The organism is Mycolicibacterium fallax (assembly GCF_010726955.1).
GTDB lineage: Bacteria > Actinomycetota > Actinomycetes > Mycobacteriales > Mycobacteriaceae > Mycobacterium > Mycobacterium fallax.
Map to the genome: position 1 here is coordinate 4,018,431 of NZ_AP022603.1, position 19,469 is coordinate 4,037,899.

Annotated in this window: 19 protein-coding genes and 1 pseudogene; 11 read left to right on the forward strand and 9 right to left on the reverse strand. The window is 71.5% G+C overall.

Annotated elements, in window-relative coordinates:
- Nucleotides 1-10 precede the first annotated feature (10 nt).
- The 4 genes from G6N10_RS19355 to G6N10_RS19370 form a co-directional block, all read right to left on the reverse strand.
- Nucleotides 11-1,654: an ABC transporter permease gene (locus G6N10_RS19355; protein WP_163742607.1), complete on the reverse strand. Its 1,644-nt coding sequence runs from the start codon at nt 1,652-1,654 to the stop codon at nt 11-13.
- The gene (locus G6N10_RS19360; RefSeq protein WP_085100039.1) at nt 1,651-2,550 is read right to left on the reverse strand and encodes an ABC transporter ATP-binding protein; all 900 of its coding nucleotides are present in this window, start codon (nt 2,548-2,550) and stop codon (nt 1,651-1,653) included. The genes G6N10_RS19355 and G6N10_RS19360 overlap by 4 nt, the downstream gene beginning before the upstream one ends.
- Nucleotides 2,551-2,569: 19 nt before the next feature.
- Nucleotides 2,570-3,208, reverse strand: a complete 639-nt coding sequence (locus tag G6N10_RS19365; protein WP_085100049.1) for a TetR/AcrR family transcriptional regulator — start codon at nt 3,206-3,208, stop codon at nt 2,570-2,572.
- 73 nt (nt 3,209-3,281) lie between these two features.
- Entirely contained in the window at nt 3,282-3,908 is a 627-nt protein-coding gene (locus tag G6N10_RS19370; protein ID WP_234810675.1) for an O-methyltransferase, read from the reverse strand.
- A gap of 463 nt (nt 3,909-4,371) precedes the next feature.
- Here G6N10_RS19370 and sigE point away from each other — a divergent pair.
- The 4 genes and pseudogenes from sigE to tatB all read left to right on the forward strand — a co-directional run.
- Nucleotides 4,372-4,992, forward strand: a pseudogene (sigE, locus tag G6N10_RS19375) (RNA polymerase sigma factor SigE); the annotation flags it as partial.
- 107 nt (nt 4,993-5,099) lie between these two features.
- Entirely contained in the window at nt 5,100-5,519 is a 420-nt protein-coding gene (gene rseA, locus G6N10_RS19380; RefSeq protein ID WP_085100029.1) for an anti-sigma E factor RseA, read from the forward strand.
- 101 nt (nt 5,520-5,620) lie between these two features.
- Complete coding sequence (gene htrA, locus G6N10_RS19385) at nt 5,621-7,132, forward strand: serine protease HtrA (RefSeq protein ID WP_085100046.1); 1,512 nt, start codon at nt 5,621-5,623, stop codon at nt 7,130-7,132.
- Nucleotides 7,133-7,141: 9 nt separating this feature from the next.
- Nucleotides 7,142-7,543: a Sec-independent protein translocase protein TatB gene (gene tatB / locus G6N10_RS19390; RefSeq protein ID WP_085100025.1), complete on the forward strand. Its 402-nt coding sequence runs from the start codon at nt 7,142-7,144 to the stop codon at nt 7,541-7,543.
- A 35-nt stretch (nt 7,544-7,578) separates the two neighbouring features.
- On the opposite strand, the gene G6N10_RS19395 is transcribed toward tatB, so the two are convergent.
- The 4 genes from G6N10_RS19395 to G6N10_RS19410 all read right to left on the reverse strand — a co-directional run bounded on the left by G6N10_RS19395 (nt 7,579) and on the right by G6N10_RS19410 (nt 12,031).
- Nucleotides 7,579-8,718, reverse strand: a complete 1,140-nt coding sequence (locus G6N10_RS19395) for an Mrp/NBP35 family ATP-binding protein (protein WP_085100022.1) — start codon at nt 8,716-8,718, stop codon at nt 7,579-7,581.
- 31 nt (nt 8,719-8,749) lie between these two features.
- Nucleotides 8,750-10,039, reverse strand: coding sequence for a lytic transglycosylase domain-containing protein (locus G6N10_RS19400; protein WP_407664004.1), 1,290 nt, complete (start codon nt 10,037-10,039; stop codon nt 8,750-8,752).
- Between the two features lie 133 nt (nt 10,040-10,172).
- The gene (locus G6N10_RS19405) at nt 10,173-10,757 is read right to left on the reverse strand and encodes a DUF1003 domain-containing protein (protein WP_085097904.1); all 585 of its coding nucleotides are present in this window, start codon (nt 10,755-10,757) and stop codon (nt 10,173-10,175) included.
- A complete protein-coding gene (locus G6N10_RS19410; protein WP_085097908.1) occupies nt 10,754-12,031 on the reverse strand; it encodes a magnesium transporter MgtE N-terminal domain-containing protein in 1,278 nt (425 codons plus the stop codon). The genes G6N10_RS19405 and G6N10_RS19410 overlap by 4 nt, the downstream gene beginning before the upstream one ends.
- A 33-nt stretch (nt 12,032-12,064) precedes the next feature.
- On the opposite strand from G6N10_RS19410, the gene G6N10_RS19415 reads away from it, so the two are divergent.
- Nucleotides 12,065-13,060, forward strand: a complete 996-nt coding sequence (locus G6N10_RS19415) for an HpcH/HpaI aldolase/citrate lyase family protein (protein WP_272937771.1) — start codon at nt 12,065-12,067, stop codon at nt 13,058-13,060.
- 6 nt (nt 13,061-13,066) lie between these two features.
- On the opposite strand, the gene G6N10_RS20635 is transcribed toward G6N10_RS19415, so the two are convergent.
- On the reverse strand, nt 13,067-13,657 hold the full coding sequence (locus tag G6N10_RS20635; RefSeq protein WP_085097911.1) for a DUF4190 domain-containing protein: 591 nt from the start codon (nt 13,655-13,657) through the stop codon (nt 13,067-13,069).
- 194 nt (nt 13,658-13,851) lie between these two features.
- Here G6N10_RS20635 and G6N10_RS19425 point away from each other — a divergent pair, with 194 nt between their 5' ends.
- The 6 genes from G6N10_RS19425 (at nt 13,852) to G6N10_RS19450 (ending at nt 19,465) form a co-directional block, all read left to right on the forward strand.
- The gene (locus G6N10_RS19425; protein WP_085097913.1) at nt 13,852-14,382 is read left to right on the forward strand and encodes a YflT domain-containing protein; all 531 of its coding nucleotides are present in this window, start codon (nt 13,852-13,854) and stop codon (nt 14,380-14,382) included.
- A gap of 137 nt (nt 14,383-14,519) precedes the next feature.
- Entirely contained in the window at nt 14,520-15,944 is a 1,425-nt protein-coding gene (locus G6N10_RS19430) for an extracellular solute-binding protein (RefSeq protein ID WP_085097916.1), read from the forward strand.
- Complete coding sequence (locus tag G6N10_RS19435; RefSeq protein WP_085097918.1) at nt 15,941-16,846, forward strand: carbohydrate ABC transporter permease; 906 nt, start codon at nt 15,941-15,943, stop codon at nt 16,844-16,846. Before G6N10_RS19430 ends, G6N10_RS19435 begins: the two co-directional genes overlap by 4 nt.
- Nucleotides 16,843-17,682: a carbohydrate ABC transporter permease gene (locus G6N10_RS19440; protein ID WP_085097921.1), complete on the forward strand. Its 840-nt coding sequence runs from the start codon at nt 16,843-16,845 to the stop codon at nt 17,680-17,682. The genes G6N10_RS19435 and G6N10_RS19440 overlap by 4 nt, the downstream gene beginning before the upstream one ends.
- Before the next feature lie 2 nt (nt 17,683-17,684).
- Complete coding sequence (locus tag G6N10_RS19445) at nt 17,685-18,863, forward strand: ABC transporter ATP-binding protein (protein WP_085097923.1); 1,179 nt, start codon at nt 17,685-17,687, stop codon at nt 18,861-18,863.
- The gene (locus G6N10_RS19450; RefSeq protein ID WP_085097926.1) at nt 18,860-19,465 is read left to right on the forward strand and encodes a suppressor of fused domain protein; all 606 of its coding nucleotides are present in this window, start codon (nt 18,860-18,862) and stop codon (nt 19,463-19,465) included. Before G6N10_RS19445 ends, G6N10_RS19450 begins: the two co-directional genes overlap by 4 nt.
- The last annotated feature ends 4 nt before the right edge of the window (nt 19,466-19,469 follow it).

The window sequence follows — 19,469 nt, forward strand, 5'->3', positions numbered from 1 at the left end:
CGGTAGCGGCTCAGCCCACGTCCCGGCGGCCGAACGCAGCGGCGCCCACCGCGATGAGGAGGGCATCGAGAGCCAGCAGCCAGATCAGTGGCCACGCGGTGAAGGCGCCGGTGCCCACCGACGGGGCGTGCGAATAGGGGTCCAGGTTCTGCAGCCAGCGCGGGAAGCCGGCCAGCGAGCCGAGCAGAAACAGTGCGACGAACCCGACCAGCACCGCCCAGGCCGCCGGGGCCGCCCGCGGCACCCAGCCGATCAGCAGCACCGTCACCGCGGCCAGCAGCCACACCCCCGGCAGCTGCACGAGCGCCGATCCGATCACCGTGCTCAGCACGCCGATGTCGCCGGCGCTGGCGGCGTAGGTCAGGCCGGCGAACGCCCCGGCCGCGAGCATGATGACCGCGGAGCTGGTCAGCGCCAGCGCGAGATAGCCTGCCAGCCAACGGGTTCGGGGCACCGCCCCGGCCAGCACCGTCTCGGCGCGGCCGGTGCTCTCCTCCTGGTGCAGGCGTAGCGTCGCGGAGATGGCGAAGGCCGAGGTCAGCACCGCGACCATGGTGAAGGCCAGGTGGATGAACGCCTGCTCGACGGCGGGGCTGCCGCCGAGCCGGGTGACGATGTCGCGGGTGCCCGCGGTGTCGCCGAGTTGGTCGCCGATGCCGTGCACCGCCGAGCCGATCATCAATCCGTACAGGCTCAGCCCAGCCGCCCACAGCAGCACCGAACCGCGGCTGACCCGCCACGCCAGGCCGAACACCCCCGACAGTGCGGGCCCGGCCGTCGCCGGACCCCGGCGCTCGGGCAGCAGGCCCGCGCCGAGGTCGCGGCGCGACAGCAGCGCGTAGGCCAGCAGGGTCAGCGCCGTCGCGGTCAGCAGGTGCAGCCCGAGCACCCAGAACCGGTCCCCGGCGAACGCCCGGACCTGCAGCGACCAGCCGAGTGGGGACAGCCAGGACAGCACCGAGGACCCGTCGGCCGAGGTGGCGTCGCCGACGGCGCGCAGCGCGTATGCCGCCCCGAGCACCGAGAATGCCAGGCTGCGGGCGGTGCGGGCGCTGCTGGACAGCTGCGCGGTGACCGCGGCGACCCCGCCGAACACCAGCCCGGCGCCCGCCAGGCCGGCAGCGAACGCCGCGGACCCGGCGGCCGGAATGCCGGTGGAGGCCAGCGACGCGAAGCCGATCAGCGCGGTGATCCCCACCGCGCCGTAGCCGAGGATCAGCGCGGCGGTCAGGCCGGCCAGCCGGCCGACGGCGGTGGAGCCGAGCAGTTCGGTGCGGCCGGTCTCCTCGTCGGCCCGGGTGTGCCGAATGACGGTGAGGATGACGGCAATACCGATCAGCGCGCCGTAGACGCCGGCCTTCCACACCCCGAGCGCACCCAGGCTTTCGCTGTAGATGTTGCCGTACATGGCCCGCTGCGCGGGGCTGGCCATGATCGTGTCGATCAGGCCCGCGCGGTCGGCCGCGGTGGGATAGACCTTTTCGATGCTGCCGATGTACACGCCGCCCAGCGGCAGTGACAGCAGCAGGATCCAGATCGGGCCGATGATCCGGTCCCGGCGCAGGTTGAGCCGCAGCAGCTCGGCGGTGCCGGTGAAGTCCGAGGCCGAGGCCGGTGCCGGGGCGGGGGAGCGCGGCCGCGCAACGGTGGTCATGCGTTCACCGGCTCGGATCCGTAGTGGCGCAGGAACAGATCCTCCAGCGTCGGGGGCCGGCTGACCAGGCTGCGCACCCCGGCCTGGCCGAGCGCCCGGATCAGCTCGTCCAGCGCGTCGGCGTCGACCTGGGCGTGCAGCACCTGGCCCTCGAACCGGACGTCCTGCACGCCGCGAATGCGCCCGAGATCGCCTGGGTCACGGAGCAACTCGGCGGTGATCGAGGTTCGGGACAGGTGTCGCAGCGACGCCAGGGTCCCGGTCTCCACGGTCCGGCCGGCCCGGATCAGGGTCAGCCGGTCGCACAGCTTCTCGGTCTCGGCGAGGATGTGGCTGGACAGCAGGACGGTGCTGCCGCGGTCCCGGGCCTCGGCGACGCACTGCTGAAAGACGTTCTCCATCAACGGGTCCAGTCCGCTGCTCGGCTCGTCGAGCAGCAGCAGCCGGGCGTTGGAGGCGAAGGCCGAAACCAGGGACACCTTCTGCCGGTTGCCCTTGGAGTAGCTGCGGGCGCGCTTGGTGGGGTCGAGGTCGAAGCGTTCGATCAGCTCGGTCCGGCGGCGTTCGTCGATGCCGCCGCGCATCCGGGCCAGCAGGTCGATGATCTCGCCGCCGGTCAGCCCCGGCCACAGCGTGACATCACCGGGCACGTAGGCGATCTGGCGGTGCAGCGAAACCGCGTCGTCCCACGGATCGCTGCCGAGCAGCCGGACCGTGCCGCCGTCGGCGCGGGCCAGTCCGAGCAGGATCCGGATGGTGGTCGACTTTCCGGCGCCGTTGGGGCCGAGGAAGCCGTGCACCTCCCCGGGGCCGACCCGCAGGTCCAGGCCGTCGAGCGCCTGGGTGGGGCCGAAACGTTTTGTCAATCCGTGGATTTCGATATCGGGCTGGTTCATCGGAACGTCCTCCCGGTTGTCAGGCGATGCCGCCGGTCTCCTCGGCGCGGGCCAGGAATGCCTGGTACAGGCCGGGGTCGGTGAGCAGGCCGTTGGAGTAGAGCTCCAGCGCCGGCAGCATCATGTCCTGGGTGTAGTCGTGCAGGACCCGGCGCAGATCGCCGGGATCGTCGTGCAGCTGGATGTAGAGCAGGAAGGCGCCGCCGCCGACCATGGACAGGAACCGGGCCCGGGCCCGGGGGTCCGCGGTCGGCTTGATGGTTCCGGCGCGTACCCCCTCCTCGAGGTACTGCTCGGCGTTGTCGATCATCCGGCGCCACAGGGTGCGCGCCAGTTCGCCGCCGGACTGCAGGCTGCGCACCAGATACCCGGTCAGCGGTGCGTAGTCCTCGATCTCGGCGGCGGCGGTCAGCCAGGCGGCGGGATCGTGGGTCTGCAGGGTTTCGCTCTTGGCCTCGCGGACCACCTCGGCGACATGGGTGTCGCAGGCGGCGCGCAGCCCGCCCTTGGAGCCGAAGTGGTGATTGACCAGGCCGGGGCTGACCCCGGCCGCCGCGGCGATGGCGCGCACGCCGACGCCGAAGCCGTGCCGACCGAACTGATCGATGGCCGCGTCGCGGATGCGATCGGCGGTGCTCAGATCGGAGGTTGAACGCACGTTCAATAGATTAAACGCCTGTTCAATATCGCGTCAAGGGTGCGATGCGTAGAGGTTGCTGTGAGCCGGCCGGCTACTCGGGGTCGGAGTACTCGCGCGCGGCGGCCAGCACGCCGTCGCCCAGCGGAATGACCACCGGCACCAGTCGCTCGTCCTCGGCGATCAGCCGGGCCGCCTCGCGCACCGCGGCCACGGTGGCGTCCTGGGCGGCCGGATCCCCGGCGCGGCCACCGAGCGCCGCGCTGTGCACGACGATGACGCCGCCCGGACGCAGCAGGCGGATGCCCTCGGCGACGTAGTCCGGCTGGTCGGCCGGGTCGGCGTCGATGAACACCAGGTCGTAGGAGGTGTCGGCCAGCCGGGTCAGCACCTCCTGGGCGCGTCCGGTGATCAGCCGGGTGCGCGACGGGCCGATGCCGCCCTCGGTGAACGCCTGGCGCGCGACGCGCTGGTACTCCGGCTCGATGTCGATGGTGGTCAGCACGCCGTCGGGGCGCATGCCCGAGAGCAGCCACAGCCCGGACAGCCCGGCGCCGGTCCCGACCTCGACGACGGCCTTGCCGCCGGAGAGCCGGGCCAGCAGGCTCAGCAGCGCGCCGACGGCGGGGGTGACCGCCTCGGCGCCGATGTCCTGGGCGCGTTCCCGGACCGCGGCCAGCACCGAATCCTCGGAGATCGAGGCCTCGGCGTGCGCCAGCATCGCCTCGGCCGGCGACGGGGCGGCCGGTTCCGGTGCCGGCGAGTCTGCCGGCTCTGCCGCCGGCGGGTCTGCCGGGGAGGATGCTGCCGGGGCGAAGGTGAGGTCGGTGTCCTCGGAGCTGGCCATGGTCGGAGCGTACGGCCAACGCTGACCGTGTGGCCACAGGTGCCGCCGCGACACGCCCGGCCGGAGACTCCCAATTTTTCTGGATTGCACCGGATCATTGCAGCTCAGCGCGTTGTGGCCGGGCTTCTCAGGCGGCCTTCATTGTCCTCACACGGTTGCCACACGCCGGTAGGCGACGGTGTTGTGCATGGACCAGCGCGAAAAACGGCCGCCGTCGAGGGTTGACGGGAGGAATACCGGGGTACCCGTCGACGTTGCCGAAAACATGCAACGCGTGCGTGTGTCCAACCGCGACAGCGTCCGTACCGACCAGGAGGATCCGACGACCATCGCAACGATCGCCCCGGTGAGCATGTCTCACCCCGAAACGGACTACGGCGCCGAATGGGTCGAGGTGTCCGACGAACCGACCGGCACCGCCGTCTTCGATGCGACCGGAGACCAGACGACCATGCCGTCGTGGGACGAACTGGTGCGTCAGCACGCCGACCGGGTGTACCGGCTGGCCTACCGGCTCTCGGGTAACCGGCAAGACGCCGAAGACCTCACCCAGGACACCTTCATCCGGGTGTTCCGGTCGCTGCAGAGCTACCAGCCGGGCACCTTCGAGGGCTGGCTGCACCGCATCACCACCAACCTGTTCCTGGACATGGTGCGCCGCCGCGCCCGGATCCGGATGGAGGCGCTGCCCGAGGACTACGACCGGGTGCCGGCCACCGACCCCGATCCCGAGCAGATCTATCACGACGCGCACCTGCAGGCCGATCTGCAGGCCGCGCTCGATTCGCTGGCCCCGGAGTTCCGCGCCGCCGTCGTGCTGTGCGACATCGAGGGACTGTCCTACGAGGAGATCGCCACCACCCTCGATGTGAAGCTCGGCACTGTCCGCAGCCGGATCCACCGCGGTCGCCAGGCCATCCGCGACCATCTGGCCAGCCGGTCGGTGGCCACTTCCTGAAAAATCCGGCCATCTTCTCCCCGTTCACGGCCTTGAGGTCACCCGCGCGGCCGCCGATCCGCGCTACATTCGAAGTGAGGCTGATCGAGCGGACCAGAGGAGTGACGATGACCGACCGGGGGCCTGGTTTTCGGCGCGTGTTCTCCTGGCTGCCGGCGCAGCTCGGCGCGGGTCTGGTCGACGACGGCGTTGGCACCGCGCCGCGGCGATTCGGCTCCACCGAGCACCTGTCGACCGAGGCGCTGGCCGCCTTCGTCGACGGCGAGCTGCCGGTGAGCGCCCAGCTCCGCGCCACCCATCACCTGGCCCTGTGCCCGGAGTGCTCGGCCGAGGTCGGCGCCCAGCGTCAGGCCCGGGCCGCGCTGCGCGACTCCACCCCGATCACCGCACCCAGCACCCTGCTCGGGATGCTCTCCCGGATTCCGCTGGCTCCGCCGATCCCGCCCGATGACCTGATCCCGGACCCGGACCCGGCGCCGCAGCCCGAGGACCGCGAGGGCAGGTTTCCGTGGCGCCGACGCCGATAGACGTCGGGTGGCTCCGGCGCCCGCCGGTAGTGTAGGGGCGACGCACCGAACCAACGTTCGGCCGGACCAGCCGCGTCGCCGTGCGCGCAGAAGAGGATGAGTTGAGCTCGAACCAGCACAACCCGGGCCGGGGTCCCGCGGGCCCGCGGCTGGCACCGCGCCCGGTGTCGCGCCCGCCCGTCGACGAAGCCTCCCGCCGCACGTTCGGCCGCCCGCAGGGCGTCGAGGGCTCCTTCCTGGCCAAGGAGGTGCGGTCCAAGCGATTCCGCGAGGGCGACGAGTTCCAGCCCACCGACCAGCCGCCGGACCCGGTGCTGGCGCAGGCCTTCGGCCGGCCGCACGCCGGCGGCGACTCGCTGCAGCGGCATCCGGTCGACGCCGGCGCGCTGGAGGCCGAACGCGACAGCGAGGCCGACGAATTCGCCGATCCGTGGCGCGACCCGGAGGCCGCCCCGTCGCTGGGCACCCCGGCCGTCGCGACCAGCACCGTCGCGGCGGTGCCCGCCCCAATGGGCAAGCTGGGGGTGCGCGAGGTGCTGTTCGGCGGCCGGGTGCGGTACCGGGCGCTGGCGGTGCTCGCGGTGATCGCACTGGCGATCGGCATGGTCGGCGGCGTCGTGGGCCGCAAGACCGCCGAGATCGTGCAGGCCTTCACCACCTCCAAGGTCACCCTGCAGACCAGCGACAACCCCGAGGGTGAGGCTGGGCGGTTCGCCGCGGTGGCCGCCTCGGTCGCCGATTCGGTGGTCACCATCGAGGCGGAGAGCAAGACGCTGGGCTCCCAAGGCTCCGGCGTGGTCATCGACGGCGCGGGATTCGTCGTCACCAACAACCACGTCATCGCCGACGCGGCCGCCAGCCCCGCCGAGTTCACCATCTCGGTGGTGTTCAACGACGGCAAGTCGGTGCCGGCCAACCTGGTCGGCCGCGATCCCAAGAGCGACCTGGCGGTGCTCAAGGTCGACAACGTCGACAACCTGGTCGTCGGGCGGCTCGGTGACTCCGACAAGCTGCGGGTCGGCGAGGAGGTGATCGCCGCGGGCGCGCCGCTGGGTCTGCGCAGCACCGTCACGCACGGCATCATCAGCGCGCTGCACCGCCCGGTGTCCCTGCCCGGCGACGGCGGCGACACCCGGACCATCATCGACGCGGTTCAGACCGACGCCTCGATCAACCACGGCAACTCCGGTGGCCCGCTGATCAACATGGATTCCGAAGTGATCGGCATCAACACCGCGGGCAAGTCGCTGTCCGACAGTGCCAGCGGCCTGGGCTTCGCGATCCCGGTCAACGACGTCAAGCAGATCGCCCAGGAACTGATCCGCAATGGCAAGGCCGAACACCCCGACCTCGGCATCAACACCAAGTCGGCCAGCAAGACCATGGCCCAGGGCGCGATGGTGGAGAACGTGCACGCCGGCAGCCCCGGCGAGGCCGCCGGTGTCGTCGAGCACGACGTGGTGGTCAAGCTCGGTGGGCGTTCGGTCGCCGATGCCGACGAGTTCGCGGTCGCCGAGCGCGATCTGGTGATCGGCGAGCCGACGCAGATCGAGGTCATCCGGGAAGGCCGGCCGGTCACGTTGGAGATCACCCCGCGCTCGGACCTGCGGTAGGCGGTCACGGTGTTCGCGAACCTGGGCTGGGGCGAGGTGCTGGTGCTGCTGGTCATCGGCCTCGTCGTGCTCGGCCCGGAACGGCTGCCGGGGGCGATCCGGTGGACCTCCGGTGCGCTGCGCCAGGCCCGCGACTACCTCAACAGCGCGACCGCACAGATCCGCGAGGACATCGGCCCGGAGTTCGACGACCTGCGTGAACCGCTCGGGGAGATCAACAAGCTGCGCGGGATGTCGCCGCGCGCCGCGCTCACCAAGCATCTGCTCGACGGCGACGATTCGTTTCTGACCGGCGATTTTGGCGCGCGTCCGGGTTCGGCCGATGCGGATCGGGACGCGCCCGCCGCGCCGTCGGCCCCGGCGCCCGACGCCGGGCCCGCGCAGCCGCGGTTCGACACCGACGCCACCTAGAGCGGCCGGCGCACCTTGAGCGGCCGGCGCAGCCGCTAGCCGTGCCGGGTGGTGTCCAGGCCCAGCGACATCCCGGCCAGGCCGCGCTTCTTCGACGCCAGCTGGTCGGCGACCTTGTTCAGTTCGGCGCCGGCGCCGGTGTCCGGCGCGGACAGCACCAGCGGCACCCCGTCGTCGCCGGCGGTCACCAGCGCGGGATCCAGCGGCACCTGGCCCAGCACCGGGACGTCGACGCCCATGATGCGGGTGAGGCTCTCGGCGACCTGACGGCCACCGCCCTCGCCGAACATCTTCAGCGTCGGGCTGTCCACCATGTTCTCCACCACCCCGGCGATCCGCTGGCGGGTCTGCACGGCGATCGCGCCGGCTCGCTCGGCGACCTCGGCGGCCGCCAGCTGCGGCGTCGTCACCACGATGATCTCGGCGTTCGGGATCAGCTGGGCGATCGAAATGGCCACGTCGCCGGTGCCGGGCGGCAGGTCGAGCAGCAGCACGTCCAGGTCGCCCCAGTACACGTCGGCGAGGAACTGCTGCAGCGCGCGGTGCAGCATCGGGCCGCGCCACACCACCGGGGTGTTGCCCTGGGTGAACTGGGCGATCGAGATGATCTTCACGTCGTGGGCCACCGGCGGCACGATCATCGAGTCGACCTGAGCCGGGCGATCGGTGGTGCCCATCATCCGCGGCACCGAATGCCCGTAGATGTCGGCGTCGAGCAGCCCGACGTTCAGTCCGCGGGCGGCCAGCGCGGCGGCCAGGTTCACCGTCACGCTGGACTTGCCGACCCCGCCCTTGCCGGAGGCCACCGCGTACACCCGGGTCAGCGAACCGGGCTGGGCGAACGGGATGACCGGCTCGGGGGAGTCGCCGCGCAGCTGCCTGCGCAGCTCGGTGCGCTGCTCGTCGTTCATCACGTCGAGCACCACCTTGACCGCGCCGGTGCCCGGGACGTCGGTGACGGCCTCGGTGACCTGCGTGGAGATCTCGGTCTTCTTCGGACACGCCGCGGTGGTCAGGTAGATCTCGACGACGACGGCGGCGTCGTCACCGATCTGGATGCTCTTGACCATGCCGAGTTCGGTGATCGGCCGGCGCAACTCCGGGTCGATGACCTTCGCCAGGGCCGCGCGAACGGCAGCGGTCAGCTCGTCTTCGGGGCGGGTGGAATCAGACATATTGCGTCAAAGTCTAGCCCCGCGGGTGAATTCAGCCGGCTGCGGGACCGGGCGCCGGGCCGGGCGCCGGGCCGAGCACCGGAGGCGGTGCCGGGGCGGGCGGCGGGGGCGGCGCGAACGGGTTGAACGGCGCCGGCGGTGGGGGCGGCGGTGCGAACGGGTTGAACGGGGCCGGCGGGGCGAACGGGGCCGGCGGCATCGGCGCCTGGGCCGGCATCGTGCTGCTCTCCAGGCAGAACACCGCGCAGCGCGCGCTGGCCGGGGTGGGCGCCCCGGGCTGCGGCGGGCCCGGCGGCACCGAGAGCTGGTTGGCGACGTCGGAGTGCTGGCCGGCCAGCGGGTCGACGCCGCTGGCCTCCACGGCCGGCAGGTCCGGGCCCAGGCCGCGGCGCGCGGTGTCCAGATGGGCATCGGAGATCGGCGGCGGAGCCGAGCCGCCGATGGTCGGCAGGTTCACCGGCTCCACGCCGGTGGCGTAGGCGGCGGCCCAGCCCAGCACGTTGGCGGTGTAGGCCATCGAGTTGTTGTAGCGCAGGATCGCGGTGACGGTCTGGTTCTGATCGCGCAGGTTCATCGAACCGCTGCACAGGTAGCGGGCCGCGGCCAGCGAGGCGTCGTAGACGTTCTGCGGGTCCGCGTTGCCGTCCGCGTTGCCGTCGGAGGCGTACCGCGACCAGGTGCCGGGCAGGAACTGCATCGGCCCCATCGCGCGGGCGTAGGTCACCCGCCCCGAGGAGACGCTCTGCACGATCACCTCGTTGCCGGGCAGGGTGCCGTCCAGCGAGGGGCCGTAGATCGGGGTGATCGCGGTGCCGCGGGCGTCGGTGGCGCCGCCGCTGGCGTGCGCGGACTCGATCCGCCCGATGCCGGCCAGCAGGTTCCAGCTCACCCCGCAGCCGGGGTTGGAGCGGGCCATGATCGCCTCGGCGGTGCGGTAGGCGTCCAGCGCCATGGCCGGGATGCGCAGCGAACCGATCGAGGTCAGCACGATGGTCGGCGGCGGGGCGGACACCGCGGTGGTGGCGAAGCGGTACTGCTCGGGGGTCCGGGCGATGGCGACGACGGCGGGTCCGGCGGTCAGATCGGGCGGCGGGGCCAGCACCGCGGCCAGCGGCGTCACCTCGGTGGTCGCCGCGGCGCGGGTGCCGTTGGCGGGATTGCTGGCGCCGACCGCGCCGGCCAGTACCAGCGGGGTGATCACGGCCAGGCCGAGCACCGGCGACTGGGCGAGCTTCGCGACACGGCCCTTGCGCGACGTGGTCGCCGGGGTCTGGGTGCCGGGGGTACCCGGTTCCGCCCCTGGCCTCCGCCAAATACGCACTCGACCGCCTCGTGTTCGTGCGGACCCGTCGGCCCGCGAAAATCAGTGAACCAGGTCACCATACCCAGCAGGGTGACCGCATTCGTCACAATGGTCACATTCGCGTAACAGCGGTCGCGCGCCGGGTCCCCGCTCAGGCCGGATCGGTCGGATCGGCCGTCGTCGCCTCGAACACGATCGGATCCGGTTGGGCGGGCTTCTTACGCGGCTTCTTGCGCGGCGGGGCCTCCGCGTTGAGCGCCAGCGCGTCGAGCCGGCCGTGCAGTTCCTCCAATTCGCGGCGCAGGTAGTCGCGGGTGGCGACCTCGCCGACGGCCAGTCGCAGCGCCGCCAGCTCGCGGGCCAGGAACTCGGTGTCGGCCTTGGTCTGGGCCGCGCGCTGGCGGTCCTCCTCCAGCGACACCCGGTCCCGGTTCTCCTGCCGGTTCTGCGCGAGCAGGATCAGCGGCGCCGCATAGGCGGCCTGGGTGGAGAACGCCAGGTTGAGCAGGATGAACGGGTACGGGTCCCAGCGGCCGAACACCGCGACCAGGTTCAGGAAGATCCACACGATCACGAAGATCGTCTGCCACATCAGGTACCGGCCGGTGCCCAGGTAGCGGGCGATGGATTCGCTGAACCGGCCGACGGCCTCGGCGTCGACGTTGGGGATCAGCCGCGGCCGGCGTGAGGTGCGCGGCAGGTCGAGCCGACGGCCCCGCGAGGAGTTCTCGCTCATGCGGTGTCCAGTTCCGGGTCGTCGCTGGCCCGCCAGTCCGGCGGCAGCAGGTGGTCGAGCAGGTCGTCGACGGTGACGGCCCCCAGCAGGTGCCCCTCATCGTCGAGCACCGGCCCGCACACCAGGTTGTAGGCGGCGAAGTAGCGGGTCACCGACGTCAGCGACTGCTCCGGGGTCAGCGTCGGCAGGTCGTCGTCGAGGATGCCGCTGACCAGGCTGGCCGGCGGCTCGCGCAGCAGCCGCTGCAGGTGCACGCAGCCCAGGTAGCGCCCGGTCGGGGTGGCGGTGGGGGAGCGCACCACGAACACCAGCGACGACAGCGCCGGCGTCAGCTCCGGGTCGCGAACCCGGGCCAGCGCCTCGGCGACGGTGGTGTCCGGCGCCATCGTCACCGGGTTCGGGGTCATCAGGCCGCCCGCGGTGTCCGGCGAGTGGGTCAGCAGCCGGCGCACCGGGTCGGAGTCCTCGGGGTCCATCCGGGTCAGCAGCGTCTCGGCCAGCGTCGGGTTCAGCACGCCGAGCAGGTCGGCCGCGTCGTCGGGGTCCATCGCCTCCAGCACGTCGACGCCGCGCTCGATGCCCAGGCTCAGCAGCAGCTCGATCTGCTCGTCCTCGGACAGCTCCTGCAGGATGTCGGCCAGCCGCTCGTCGTCGAGGGCCTTGACCACCTCGCCGCGACGCTTTGCGGGCAGGTCGCGCAGCGCGTCGGCGACCTCGATCGGGCGCTGGTCGTCGAACTGGTGCAGCAGCTGGGCCACCCCCTGGTCGGGCATCGCCAGCCCGGACGGGGTCAGCCCCGCGACGTGCCGCCAGTCCACCACGTGCACCGTGGTGCGGCGCAGCCGGCGATGACTGCGCACCGCCACCCGGGTGACCACCCAGTCGCGGGTCCGGGTCGTCTCGATGCCCAGGTCGACGACGGTCACGTCGACCCCGACCAGTTCCGGCAGCTCCGGGTCGTCGACCCGGACCCGGGTGTCGAGCACCTGCCCGAGCACCAGCACCTCGCCGGGCCGCTGGGCGAACCGGCGCAGCGAGACGGTTCCGGTGTTGAGCGTGACGGCGTTCGGTTCGATCGCGGTGACCCGCAGGATCGGCACGAAAATCCGGCGCCGGGTGAGCAGTTCGATCACCAGACCCAGCACTCGGGGCTGCTGGCGGACGATGCTCATGCTGATCACCACGTCGCGCACCCGGCCGTGGGACTCGCCGTCGGGACCCAGCACGACGAGGCCGGCCAACTGCGCCGCGTACACCCTGTTGACCGCCGCCATACCTCAAAGGGTAGGAGTGAAAGGGTGACGAGCGTGTATCGACCCCACCCCAATTCCGCCGCCGACGAGCTGGTGCCCCGGCCGCGGCGCACCTGCCTTTCGGTTCCGGGCAGCAGCCGCAAGATGATCGACAAGGCCAAAAATCTGGCCGCGGACGAGATCTTCCTGGACCTGGAGGACGCGGTGGCGCCCGACGCGAAGGCCGCCGCGCGGGTGACGGTGGCCGCCGCGCTGGCCGAGCCGGGCTGGCAGGCCGGACTGCTGGGCTTCCGCTGCAACGACTGGACGACGCCGTGGACCTACGCCGACGTCGTCGAGGTGGTCGGCGGAACCGCCGCCGCGGGCGGGCGGATCGACATGATCGTGCTGCCCAAGGTGTCCGACATCAGCCACGTGCACGCGCTGGATCTGCTGCTGTGTCAGCTGGAACGCGAGCACGGGCTGCCGGTCGGCGGGATCAGCATCGACGCGCAGATCGAGGACGCGGCCGGCCTGCGTCAGCTCGACGCGATCGCCGCGCACCCGCGGGTGCAGGCGCTGGTGCTCGGGCCCGGCGACCTGATGGCCAACCTGAACATGCGCACCCTGGTCGTCGGCGAGCAGCCCGAGGGCTACGACGTCGGCGACGCCTACCACCACATCCTGATGTCGATTCTGATCGCGGCCCGCGCGCACGGGGTGGCCGCCATCGACGGCCCGTACTTCCGGGTGCGAGACGTCGAGGCGTTCCGGCGGGTGGCCGGGCGCACCGCGGCGCTGGGCTACGACGGCAAGTGGGTGCTGCACCCCGACCAGATCGCCGCGGGCAACGAGATCTTCAGCCCGCGCCAGGCCGACTACGACCACGCCGAGCTGATCCTGGAGGCCTATCAGTGGCACGCCAGCGCGGCAGGCGGGTCCCGCGGCGCGGCCATGCTCGGCGACGAGATGATCGACGAGGCCAGCCGCAAGATGGCGCTGGTCATCGCCGGTAAGGGCCGCGCGGCCGGGATGACGCGGTCCGGCCAGCGGTTCACCCCGCCGGCCTAGCCTCGGTCAGTTCCAGCCCGAGGAAGCGCCCGCGGCCACCACGAACAACAGCCAGAGCACCGCCAGGCCGACGACCACGCCGCCGACGATCACGCCGGCCAGCGCCATGCCGTAGCCCTCCTGGCCGGTGCGTTTGGTCTCGCCCATGGCGATGATGCCGAGGATGATCCCGACGATCGACGGCAAGCCGCACAGCCCGATCCCGGCGACCGAGGTGATCAGCGCGGCCAGCGCCTTGCCGTTCATGCCGACCGGCCGGCTCATGGCGTACGGGTCGTAGGGGTCCGGGTAGGCCGGCGGGTAGCCGGGCGCCTGCGGGTACCCCGGGGCCTGCGGGTACCCGGGGGCGGCAAAGGACGGCGGCGGCGGGCCGAAGGACGACGGCGATGGGTAGGACGACGGCGGTGGGTAGGACTGAGCCGGGTAGGACGGCAGCGGCTCATAGCCCGGCGGCGGGTAACTCGGCGCGGGCGGGCTGTAGGCCGGTGGCGGCTGCTGGTCGCCCCCACCGAAGCCGGCCGGATAGTCCACCGGCGGCGGGGAACTCTCCAGGGGCGGGTACTCCACACCGCGGTACTGCGGTTCGGGATCGGTCATCTCGGTCCTAACGGGCTGCGGCGGGGTCGTCGGAGCCGGCGCGGCAGGCGACCAGACCATTATTGCGCACCGGGCCGACGGTGACATCGGGCGCGGACCCGCGCGGTGACATCTGGCGCGGACCCGCGCGGTGACATCGCGGGCGCGAACCCGCGCGGTGACATCCGGCGCGGCATGCAGGACAATGGGCGGCGATGAGCAGTCCATTTCAGTCCGGAGGGCCGATGGGCCCGACCGCAGCCGGGCCCGGCGGGCCGGGCCGACGCCCGCCGGTCGGGCTCCCGACCCCGCCCAAGGGCTGGCCGATCGGCTCCTATCCCACCTACGCCGAGGCGCAGAAGGCCGTCGACTACCTGTCCGACCAGCAGTTCCCGGTCCAGCAGGTGACCATCGTCGGGGTGGACCTGATGCAGGTCGAGCGGGTCACCGGGCGGCTGACCTGGCCGAAGGTGCTCGGCGGCGGGGTGCTGACCGGCGCCTGGCTCGGTGTCTTCATCGGCCTGGTGCTGGGCATGTTCAGCACCAACCTGGCCGGATCGCTGCTGGCCGGTGTGCTGGCCGGGGTGGTGTTCGGCCTGATCACCTCCGCGGTGCCGTACGCGATGGCCCGCGGCACCCGCGACTTCAGCTCGACGATGCAACTGGTCGCCGGCCGCTACGACGTGCTCTGCGATCCGCAGAACGCCGAGCGCGCCCGCGACATGCTGGCCCGACTGAGTATCTGAGTCGCTGGGCCGCTGAGCGCCCGGCCCGGCCCGCCGCACGACGACGGCGCCCGGTGTTGCATGCCACACAGCAGCGCTCTACCGTCCTTGGCGCGGGAACAACCCGGTCAGCGAGCCGAGAGGCGGTGTCACCGTTGGTGAGAGCAACGCAGCGACGACGGCGCGGCGCGCGGCGCCGAGCCGGCGCCGCCCTGCTGGCCACGATCACCGCCGCGTCGGCGCTGACCGGTTGCGGCTCCGGCGACGACGGGCTGGTGATCAGCCTCTACACCCCGGCCAGCGAGACCGCGACCTTCACCGCCGTCGCCGAACGCTGCAACGCCCAACTCGACGGCCGGTTCACCATCCAGCAGCGGGCGCTGCCCAAGGGCGCCGACGACCAGCGCCTGCAGCTGGCCCGCCGGATCACCGGCAACGACCGCACCCTGGACCTGATGGCGCTCGATGTGGTGTGGACCGCCGAGTTCGCCGAGGCCGGCTGGGCCCTGCCGCTGTCCGACGACCCGGCCGGGCTGGCCGAGACCGACGCCGTCACCGACACGCTGCCCGGCCCGCTGGAGACCGCGACCTGGCAGGGCCGGCTGTTCGCCGCGCCGGTCACCACCAACACCCAGTTGCTCTGGTACCGCGCCGACCTGATGGACGCGCCGCCGGCCACCTGGGACGGCATGCTGGCCGAGGCCGGCCGGCTCCACCGCGAGGGCGGGCCGAGCTGGATCGCGGTGCAGGCCAAGCAGTACGAGGGCCTGGTGGTGTGGTTCAACACCCTGCTGGAGAGCGCGGGCGGGTCGGTGCTGTCCGACGACGGTGCCGCCGTCACCCTGGTCGACACCCCCGAGCACCGCGCGGCCACCGTGCGGGCGCTGCAGATCATCCGCGACGTCGCCACCGCGCCGGGCGCGGACCCGTCGATCACCCAGACCGACGAGGGCACCGCCCGGCTGGCGCTGGAACAGGGCAAGGCCGCCCTGGAGGTGAACTGGCCGTTCGTGCTGCCGTCGATGATGGAGAACGCGATCAAGGGCGGCGTGCCGTTCCTGCCGCTGAGCGACGACCCCGCGCTGGCCGGCGCGATCAACGCCGTCGGCAGCTTTGCGCCCAGCGACGAGCAGTTCGCCGCCGCCTACGCCGCCAGTCAGCGGGTGTTCGGTTTTGCGCCGTACCCGTCCGTCGACCCAGGCCGGCCGGCGCGGGTCACCCTGGGCGGGCTGAACGTCGCCGTCTCGCCCACCACCGCGCACCGCGCCGAGGCGTTCGAGGCGCTGCGCTGCATCCGCAACACCGACAATCAGCGGTTCGTGTCGGTGGAGGGCGGCCTGCCCGCGGTGCGCGCCTCGCTCTACGACGATCCGGCGTTCCAGGCCAAGTACCCGCAGTACGCGATCATCCGCGACCAGCTGACCACCGCCGCGGTCCGGCCCGCCTCGCCGCTGTATCAGTCGGTGTCGATGCGGATGTCGGCCACCCTGGCCCCGATCCGCGACATCGACCCGGAGCGCACCGCCGACGAGCTCGCCGCGCAGGTGCAGAAGGCGATCGACGGGAAGGGGCTGATCCCGTGACCACCCGGGCACCGGCACGCAGCGACGACCGTCGCGCCCAGCGTCGGCTGGCGTACTGGCTGATCTCCCCGGCCGCGGTGCTGATGGTAGCCGTCACCGGCTACCCGATCCTGTACGCGGTGTGGCTGAGCCTGCAGCAGTACAACCTCGCGATGCCCGACGAGCGGTCCTTCGTCTGGTTCGCCAACTACCAGACCGTGCTCACCGACGGCTACTGGTGGTCGGCGCTGGGTGTCACCACCGCCATCACCGTGGTGTCGGTGGCGATCGAGTTCGTGATCGGGCTGGCGCTGGCGCTGGTCATGCACCGCACCATCTTCGCCAAATCGATGGTCCGCACGGCGATCCTGATCCCGTACGGCATCGTCACCGTCGCGGCGTCCTACAGCTGGTACTACGCCTGGACACCGGGCACCGGGTATCTGGCCAACCTGCTGCCCGACGGCGCCGCGCCGCTGACCGAGCAGTGGCCGTCGCTGGCGGTCATCGTGCTGGCCGAGGTGTGGAAGACCACCCCGTTCATGGCGCTGCTGCTGCTGGCCGGGCTGGCGCTGGTGCCCGACGATCTGCTGCGCGCCGCCCAGGTCGACGGCGCCGGGCACTGGCAGCGGCTGATCCGGGTGATCCTGCCGCTGATGAAGCCGGCCATCCTGGTCGCGTTGCTGTTCCGCACCCTCGACGCGTTCCGGATCTTCGACAACATCTACGTGCTGACCGGGGGCTCCAACGACACCGCGTCGGTGTCGATCCTGGGCTACGACAACCTGTTCAAGGGCTTCTCGCTGGGGCTCGGCTCGGCGATCAGCGTGCTGGTGTTCCTGTGCGTGGCGCTGATCGCCGTCATCTTCATCAGGTTGTTCGGCGCCGCGGCACCCGGCAGCGAGGGTGAGGCGAGCCGATGACCCAGCGCTGGGGTGCGGGCCGGGTGACCGGCTGGACCGTCGTCAACATCGCGGTGCTGATCTATGCGCTGCTGCCGGTGCTGTGGATCCTGTCGCTGTCGCTGAAGCCGACGTCAACGGTCAAGGACGGCAACCTGATTCCGACGTCGATCACGCTGGACAACTATCGGGCGATCTTCTCCGGCGGCGCCGGCTTCGACTCGGCGCTGATCAACTCCATCGGGATCGGACTGATCACCACCGTCATCGCGGTGATCATCGGTGGGATGGCCGCCTACGCGGTCGCCCGGCTGGAGTTCACCGGCAAGAAACTGCTGATCGGGGTGGCGCTGCTGATCGCGATGTTCCCGCAGATCTCGCTGGTGACACCGCTGTTCAACATTTGGCGCCAGACCGGGCTGTTCGACACCTGGCCCGGGCTGATCATCCCGTACATCACCTTCGCGCTGCCGCTGGCGATCTACACGCTCTCGGCGTTCTTCCGGGAGATCCCCTGGGAGTTGGAGAAGGCCGCCAAGATGGACGGCGCCACCCCGGCCCAGGCGTTCCGGAAGGTGATCGCACCGCTGGCCGCGCCCGGGATCGTCACCGCGGCGATCCTGGTGTTCATCTTCGCCTGGAACGACCTGCTGCTGGCCCTGTCGCTGACCGCGACGCCGCGGTCGATCACCGCGCCGGTGGCGATCGCAAACTTCACCGGCAGTTCGCAATTCGAGGAACCGACCGGATCGATTGCCGCCGGCGCGATGGTCATCACCGTGCCGATCATCATCTTTGTTCTCATCTTCCAGCGCCGGATTGTCGCCGGGCTGACCTCCGGCGCGGTGAAAGGGTAGCGATGGCCGAGATTGTCCTCTCGCAGGTGACCAAGAGCTATCCCGACGGCGCGGGCGTGCGCGAGGTCGTCCGCGACCTGTCGCTGACCATCGCCGACGGCGAATTCCTGATCCTGGTCGGCCCGTCGGGGTGCGGGAAGTCCACCACCTTGAACATGATCGCCGGCCTGGACGACATCAGCTCCGGCGAGCTGCTGATCGACGGGCAGCGGGTCAACGAGAAGGCGCCCAAGGACCGCGACATCGCGATGGTGTTCCAGTCCTATGCGCTCTACCCGCACATGACGGTGCGGCAGAACATCGCCTTCCCGCTGACGCTGGCCAAGCTCGGCAAGGCCGAGATCGAGGCAAAGGTGCAGGAGACCGCCCGGATTCTGGACCTCACCGAGTTGCTCGACCGCCGGCCCGCGCAACTGTCCGGCGGTCAACGCCAGCGGGTGGCGATGGGCCGGGCCATCGTGCGCAAACCCAAGGCGTTCCTGATGGACGAGCCGCTGAGCAACCTCGACGCCAAGCTGCGGGTGCAGATGCGCGGGGAGATCGCCGCGCTGCAGAAGCGGCTGGGCACCACCACGGTCTATGTCACCCACGACCAGACCGAGGCGATGACGCTCGGCGACCGGGTGGTGGTGCTGCTCGGCGGCGTCGCCCAGCAGATCGGCACGCCCGCCGAGCTTTACCAGCGGCCGGCGAACCTGTTCGTGGCCGGCTTCATCGGCAGCCCGGCGATGAACTTCCTGCCCGCCGCCCTCACCGATTTCGGCGTGGAGTTGCCGTTCGGCGAGGTGACGCTGCCGCCGGAAACCCTGGAGATCATCGCCGAGCATCCCCGGGCGGACCGCCTGATCGCCGGCGTGCGACCGGAGCACTTCGAGGACGCCGCGGTGATCGACGGCTACCAGCGGATCCAGGCGCTGACCTTCAGCACCGTCGCCGATCGGGTGGAGTCCCTTGGCGCGGACAAGTACGTGCATTTCCGCATCCCCGGCGCGCCCGCGGTGGCGGCCGAACAGCTCGCCGAGCTGGCCGCCGAATCCGGCGGCCGCGACGGTTGTGTGGCACGGGTGTCGGCGGATTCGGCGGCGGCCGAGGGCGCCGAGATCGAATTGGCGCTGGACACCGCCAAACTGGTGCTCTTCGACGCCGATTCCGGTGTCAACCTGACCATTCCGCGCCGATGAGCGCGGTCGTCGACCGGGTCCGGGAGCAGCTGCGCGCGCACTTCGCGGCGGCGGGCAACCTGGCCGAACCCGCCTCGGCGAGCGTGACGTTCCTGGGCCTGGAGCCGATTCAGGTGCTGCGGTTCGGGCCGGATTCCGCCGGTGTGCTGAGCTACGTGTCGGTGGGCTGCGCCCGGCATCCGATGGCCGATCCGACCGACATCGCCGCCGACCCGCACCGCGGCCCGCGCGCCGAGGTGGTGGTGACGCTGCGGGCCGGGCTGCCCACCGCGGGGCTGGCGCGATCGGTGGCGCTGCTGGCGGCGACCCCGGCGGTCGAGGGGGTGGTGCTCACCCCCGATGCCCTGATCGATCTCGGCGCGCCGCTGTGGGAACCCACGACGGCGGGCGTGTTCAGCGCTTTCCTGTTGGGGGACAGCTCGATTGGTGCCGTTGAGCTCGATCCGCCGGCCGAGCCGGTGGTGTTCCTCTCGGCGGTGCCGATCACCGCGACGGAGGCGGCCTGGGTGCGACTCAAGGGTGCGCCCGCGCTGCGGGAGGCCTGGGAGCAGGACGGCGTCGACGTGACCGATCCGGCCCGGCGGGCCTGGTCGCCGAGCTGAACCG